The following is a 4640-nucleotide window of genomic DNA, read 5'->3' on the forward strand; positions in this document are numbered from 1 at the left end:
GTCACGAATGACGAATGACCGAGACTTGCGGGACGCGCGAGATGATCCTGCCTGTCGCTGCGCGAAATTCAGGAAACTGTCCTCCGCCGCATGTCTTATCGTGCGCTGGCCGGCGTCGTAGACTGCAGCGAATGATCAGCGGCGGCGTCTCTCGAGAGAGAGCCCGTGTGCGATCAGACCGAGCGCAATGAGAGAGACGACATGGACATCAAGCGCAGCGGGGCGCGGCCTTCCGGCAGAGGCGCTCCCGATCACTTCACCGGCGCGGTACGCACCGATCCCCTGTTCGACGTGGCTGAGCCGGCGCGGGCGCGGGGCGGCCTCGTCACCTTCGAGCCCGGCGCGCGCACGGCGTGGCACAGCCATCCGCTCGGACAGGTCCTGATCGTGACGTCCGGCCTCGGCTGGGTGCAGCGCGAGGGCGGTGCGATCGAGGAGATCCGTCCCGGCGATGTCGTGAGGTTCGAGCCCGGCGAGCGGCACTGGCACGGCGCGACCATCACCACCGCGATGTCTCACATCGCGATCACCGAAGCGCTGAACGGCAGGACCGCCGACTGGTTCGAGCATGTGAGCGACGCGCAGTATCGCGCCCGCGTCTGATCCTGATGCGCGCGTCGGCCTTTGCCGGGCCGTAGGGTGGGCAAAGCGGCCGCCGCAGCGCGGCGGCAGCGTGCCCACCGCGATCCGAAAGCGTGGGGGCAACATGGTGGGCACGGCGCCATTGCGATTTCGCGCGCAGACAGCGCAGCGCCGCGCCTTTGCCCACCCTACATTCCTCTTTGCAAAACGCGTCATTGCGAGCGCAGCGAAGCAATCCAGGGCTCAGCAAGGACTCTGGATTGCGTCGCTGCGCTCGCAATGACGGGGAATTTGTGGGCCGAGCCCTACCTCAACCCAGATGCCGCGCCGCTGCGGGGACGCGCGACATAAGGCCGCGCAAACATGTAGAGCCCCGTTGCCAGCAGCACGATCAGCGGAAGCAGCGCCAACAGCCCGACCCAGAACGCCGGCTGCGTCTGCGTCATCGCCGCGATATTGACGATGACGCCGAGCGTGAAGGCGATCGAGACCCAGCGGTGCGCTTGTCGAATCATATTGCTCCAGTTCATCCGTTCCCCCTCTTCATGAATACGCGGCTGATCACCGGCCCGTTGAGCCGATCTCCGAGTCTGATCCTCTCCATGAGCACGCGGCTGATGACCAACGTGCAGCGCCGATCTCGGAAGCAGACCCTCATGGTGAGGAGCGCCGCGCCGACCAAGCCTACGCGAGGCGGGGTCGTTGCACGCGGCGCGTTCGGGCGATGCGCTTGCATCGCCCTGAGAACCATGCGGCCCCAGTGTGGCCTCGCCCTTCGAGACGCCCGCCTGGGGGCGGGCTCCTCAGGGTGAGGGTTGAGAGTCGGGCTCGTCGATTGAAGATCGAGCGATTGCTTTCCCTACCAAGGCTCTCGCTCGTGTGTTCACCGCCGGGTGTGCCGCGCCAAGCCCGGCGCTCGACTTCATGATGATATTGCTTGCCGTCTGCACGGCTCAGTCGAGCCGTGCCAAGGTCTGCTCCAGGCCGTCGAAGAATTTCGGCCAGCCGTAGCGCGCGCCTTGATATGCGCGGGTCTGGTCGGCGGCGAAGCCGGTCTGCTCCATGCGCAGATGGGTGCCGGTCGCGGTCGGCGTCAGCGTCCAGGTCACGACGCTGTCGAGGCCGAGCGCGGCCCAACTGTAGGACAGGGTCCTGTTCGGCTCGATGGTCCGGACCTGGCAATCGACGACGCCCCAATCGGCCTTCAACGTGAAGCGATGATCGATCTGCGGCACGAAATCATTGGCCATCAGCCACTCGGCGATCAGGTGCGGCTGCGTCAGCGCGCGCCAGAGCTTTTCGGGCGGATGCGCGAACTCGCGCTCGACGACGACGGTGCGGGTCTCGGACGCGGGGGTCATTGATCCATCCTGTTCAGCAGGGTTTCCAGGTCGTCGAACCGGCTCTCCCAGAACGCCGCCATCCGGCTGGTCCAGTCGAGCAGGGGCGCGAGCGCCTTCGGCTGCGCGCGATAATGCGTCAGGCGGCCCTCATGGCGCTCGCGCACCAGGCCGGCCTGCTTCAGCACGCCCAGATGTTTCGACACCGCCGGCTGCGACACGCCGGCCTTGGCGGTGAGCGCGCCGACGGTCTGCTCGCCATGCCGGCACAGCCCTTCGAAGATGGCGCGCCGCGTCGGATCGGCGAGCGTGCGGAACAGCAGGTCGGGCGAGCGGGCCATTGAATCCATAACTCATGGGTTATGGATAATTGCATAACCGAACAGTTATGGATTGGTCAAGCGCGAATGCAGCTTCGCTGCGCGTTGCCGACAGCGTGACATGCCGCACAGCAGCACGGCTGCGAGATCGACTACTCCCGCGACATGCTGCGCCGTGTCGGGCCATGGCCCTCCAAGGGACGTGCAAGGGACGTGCAAGAGACGTTCAAGAGACGATGAGGTGCTAGCAGCCGACACCGATGGCGGGAGATCACGAACATGAAAATCCACGAGTCACGAACGCTGCGCACGCTGTGGATCACGCCGCAGAGGGCGATGGCCGCGATCATCCTCGGCGTCTTCCTGCTGTTGCACATCGTGGCCGGCATCGTCCTGCACGCTTCGGCCGCCGGTGGCGGCGTGTCCGCGGTGTCGCTGCGTCGGGATTGCGACTGAAGCCGTTTCATTGTCAGCGTCATTTCAGCCGGAGATACTTCATGCCCGGGTTGTCCTCATTCCTGTTGCTCAGCACCGCCGTTTTCTTCGGCGCCTTCGTCTCCGGCCTCGCCGGATTTGCGTTCTCCGCGGTGGCCGGTGCGATCCTGCTGCATGCGTTGCAGCCGCTGGAGGCCGTGCCCTTGATGATGGCGTGCAGCGTCGGCGTGCAGGCGACGAATCTGTGGGCGCTCCGCCACAGCATCCGCTGGAAGGACAGCTTCGTCCTGATCCTTGGCGGACTGCTCGGCGTGCCTCTGGCGCTATGGCTGCTGCACAATGCGGATGCCCGGCTGTTTCAGCAGGTCTTTGGCGCGACGATCGCGATCTACGCCGGCTATATGCTGTGCAAGCCCGCGCTCGGCAGCCTGCAACCCATGAACAAGGGCCGCACGGCCATCGTAGGCTTCGGCGGCGGTCTCATCGGCGGCCTCACCGCGATGCCCGGCGCGCTGCCGACGATCTGGTGCGAGCTGCACGGCCTGCCCAAGACCGAGCAGCGCGGCCTGGTCCAGCCGTTCATCGCCGCCATTCAGCTGACCTCGCTCGCGGTGATGCTGGCAAGGCGGGACCTGTCCTCGCAGGTGGCCATCGATCTCGCCCTCAGCATCCCGGCGCTGCTCGCCGGCACCGCGCTCGGCATCCTCGCCTTCCGCAAGGTCAACGACGCGCTGTTCAGGAAGATCATTCTCGGCATGCTGCTGGTGTCGGGAGTGTTGCTGGTGGTCTGACGATCGACCGCGCGCGTTGCAGAAAGCGAGCTTTCGGCTCCCTCCGTCTTGATATTCCGCGGTGCCTGTCGTTGATGGCGATCGGGAAGCCGACAAGGGACGCGTCCTTCGTCGCCGGTTGCCGGCTTCCTTTCGCGGCGACGAGGTCTGCCGCTCGTCGCAAGGTGAGGTCTGCATGCTCTTGTTGTCAGTCGTTCGCCGGCGTTGGGTAGGGCTGGTCACGCTCGCCATGGCGATGACTTCGGCTTCGATCATCGCAGGCGCCCACGAAGTCTCTTGGAATAGTGTTGGACCGGTCCGTTTGGGCATGACCGCCGCGCAGGCCGAAAAGGCGCTCAAGGCCAAGCTCGGATCGGTGGAATTGCCGTACACAAAGGACTGTTACGTGACCGGACGGATCGACGGACATGACAGCGCGCTGTCCTACGTGATCGTGGGTGGTCGGATTGTCATGATGACGGTGTTCCTGCCGGGCTACAAGCTGCCCAATCCAAGCATCGTCGACCGCAATGGCATCGGTGTCGGTGCGAGCGAAGCCGACATTCGCCGCGCATATCCGGAGGTCAAGAAGGAACGTGCGCCCGATTTCCGTGACACCGAGGACGCCGAGGCCGAATTCGCGCGCGAGCGAGCCCGACATGGTGAAACCGAGCCGGAGCCTCCGCCCCATTTTTGGTTGACCGTCGAAAGCCCCGATCGCAAGCGCGCGATGGTGTTCGAGACGCAGAATGACAAGGTGCTGTATTTCAGCATCGGGCTCAAACCCCAGGTTCTCGAGAATGAGCATTGCACCTGATGCGCCCGACGGGCTGAGATTGTTCTTTACGAAATCCAGAAATCATGCTCTATTGCGACTATCCCGCCCCACTCGGAAGGGGCGTTGCGCGCGATCGTCACGACACGCGGGCGGGGAGCGATGGCCATGGTCTTGCCGCAGCGTGTCCGAAGCGATGCGCGGACGAACGGCGGGCCGTGGACGTGAAGTCGCAGCGTGCTGGCACCCCGAAGCTGGTGTCCCGCGCAATGCGCAAGCATTGTCGCGAATGGTGGCCAACAAGCCGGCGCACCAGGCAGACTGCGTATAAGCGTTAAGACCGTCGCGCAGGGAATGCCGGATGCTCGGCTGAACCTGTGGTACCTGCCGCCTGCACTTTTCTCAGCAGGCGGGCCAT

The 4640-nt window shown here is 64.9% G+C and carries 7 protein-coding genes; 4 read left to right on the plus strand and 3 right to left on the minus strand.

The annotated features are described in order from the left end of the window. Positions 1-201: 201 nt before the first annotated feature. Positions 202-603 carry a (R)-mandelonitrile lyase gene (locus BRAS3809_RS29620; RefSeq protein ID WP_008965697.1) on the plus strand — a complete coding sequence of 134 codons (402 nt, stop codon included), beginning with the start codon at positions 202-204 and terminating at the stop codon, positions 601-603. A 284-nt stretch (positions 604-887) separates the two neighbouring features. On the opposite strand, the gene BRAS3809_RS29625 is transcribed toward BRAS3809_RS29620, so the two are convergent. The 3 genes from BRAS3809_RS29625 to BRAS3809_RS29635 all read right to left on the minus strand — a co-directional run bounded on the left by BRAS3809_RS29625 (position 888) and on the right by BRAS3809_RS29635 (position 2263). Then, positions 888-1112, minus strand: a complete 225-nt coding sequence (locus BRAS3809_RS29625) for a hypothetical protein (protein ID WP_008965699.1) — start codon at positions 1110-1112, stop codon at positions 888-890. Positions 1113-1535: 423 nt separating this feature from the next. Next, a complete protein-coding gene (locus BRAS3809_RS29630; RefSeq protein WP_008965700.1) occupies positions 1536-1943 on the minus strand; it encodes an SRPBCC family protein in 408 nt (135 codons plus the stop codon). Then, positions 1940-2263: an ArsR/SmtB family transcription factor gene (locus BRAS3809_RS29635; RefSeq protein ID WP_008965701.1), complete on the minus strand. Its 324-nt coding sequence runs from the start codon at positions 2261-2263 to the stop codon at positions 1940-1942. Before BRAS3809_RS29635 ends, BRAS3809_RS29630 begins: the two co-directional genes overlap by 4 nt. A gap of 258 nt (positions 2264-2521) precedes the next feature. Here BRAS3809_RS29635 and BRAS3809_RS36890 point away from each other — a divergent pair, with 258 nt between their 5' ends. The 3 genes from BRAS3809_RS36890 (at position 2522) to BRAS3809_RS29645 (ending at position 4264) form a co-directional block, all read left to right on the plus strand. After that, the gene (locus BRAS3809_RS36890) at positions 2522-2698 is read left to right on the plus strand and encodes a hypothetical protein (protein WP_170323351.1); all 177 of its coding nucleotides are present in this window, start codon (positions 2522-2524) and stop codon (positions 2696-2698) included. A gap of 41 nt (positions 2699-2739) precedes the next feature. After that, entirely contained in the window at positions 2740-3468 is a 729-nt protein-coding gene (locus tag BRAS3809_RS29640; protein WP_008965703.1) for a sulfite exporter TauE/SafE family protein, read from the plus strand. 61 nt (positions 3469-3529) lie between these two features. Beyond that, entirely contained in the window at positions 3530-4264 is a 735-nt protein-coding gene (locus BRAS3809_RS29645) for a hypothetical protein (RefSeq protein ID WP_139017472.1), read from the plus strand. Positions 4265-4640 lie beyond the last annotated feature (376 nt).

Source organism: Bradyrhizobium sp. STM 3809 (assembly GCF_000239795.1).
Taxonomy (GTDB): Bacteria; Pseudomonadota; Alphaproteobacteria; order Rhizobiales; family Xanthobacteraceae; genus Bradyrhizobium.